Source organism: Janthinobacterium lyxosi (genome assembly GCF_051380665.1).
In the GTDB taxonomy this organism is placed as follows: Bacteria; Pseudomonadota; Gammaproteobacteria; order Burkholderiales; family Burkholderiaceae_D; genus Janthinobacterium.
Window position 1 is genome coordinate 1 of record NZ_JBNYXM010000087.1, and the last position, 1177, is coordinate 1177.

The 1177-nt window shown below is 59.0% G+C and carries 1 protein-coding gene; it reads right to left on the minus strand.

What is annotated here, in order from left to right:
* A partial coding sequence (locus ACQ4WP_RS29275) for a condensation domain-containing protein (protein WP_436526813.1) occupies window positions 1-1170 on the minus strand: 1170 nt, incomplete at its 3' end.
* Window positions 1171-1177: the final 7 nt, after the last annotated feature.

Sequence of the window (1177 nt, forward strand, 5' to 3'; positions counted from 1 at the left end):
GCGTTCTGGGGCTGTTAGCAGGGCCAGCTGGCTAATTGCCTGCGTATCGTCACTGGCCATCGACTGCAGCAACGTCTGGAAATGGCCTGCATAGCGCTGCGCCGTGGCATGGTCGAATAGATCGCTGGCATACTCGATATCTCCGTCAATGACATCGCCAAGGTCCGTCAATGACAGGCTTAAATCGAACTGGGTGGTCAGGCTTGGCAACTTTAGCGCCGTCAATGTCAGGCCTGGCAGCGTCAGATCATCGGGGCGCGGCGTATTATTGAACCCGAACATTGCCTGGAACAGTGGACTATGGCTCAGACTGCGTACTGGATTGAGCGCTTCTACTACTTGTTCGAATGGTAGATCCTGATGGGTATAGGCTTCCAGCGCGGTTGCCTTGATCTGCGCCAACAGTGCTCCCACGCTTGGATCATCGCCGAGCTGCGTCCGCAATGCCAGGGTGTTAACAAAAAAGCCAATCAGGGGGTCGAGTTCCGCACGTTCACGGTTTGCCACGGGTGTACCGATGACGATATCGTTCTGTCCGCTCAGCCGCGCCAACAATACGGACCAGGCGCCAAACAAGGTCATGAATAATGTGACGCCATGGCGCCGGCTTAGATTGCGCAGGCCAGAGGCCAGTGCCGCAGGCAGCGTGACTTGTACGCGGTTCCCTTTATAGCTTTGTTCGGCGCTGCGTGGCCGGTCGGTCGGCAGTTCCAACAAGGCGGGTGCACCGGCTAGGTGTGTACGCCAAAAGCTGACCCGGCGTTGCAATGTTGCTCCTTGCAATGTATTGCGCTGCCACGCCGCATAGTCGGCATACTGGATCGCCAGGGGCGGCAGGGGATCGGGCAACCCCTGGCTCAATGCTGTATAGAGTATATTTACCTCCTCAATCAGCACGCCGATCGACCAGCCATCCGAAATGATATGGTGCTGGGTTACCAGCAACACGTGTTCCTGAGGGGACAGGCGCAGCAGGCGGCCGCGGATCAGCGGGCCATTGGCCAGGTCGAACGGTGCTGCCGCCTCTTCGGCGAACAGCGTATGCACGGCATCGTCGCGCGCTGCTTGCGCTACGTCCTGCAAGTCGTGCATGGCCAGCATAAAGCCTGCCGTGGGCGGCGCGATCACCTGTACCGCTCCCCCTTCTGCCGGTGCAAAACGCGTCCGCAGCGATTCG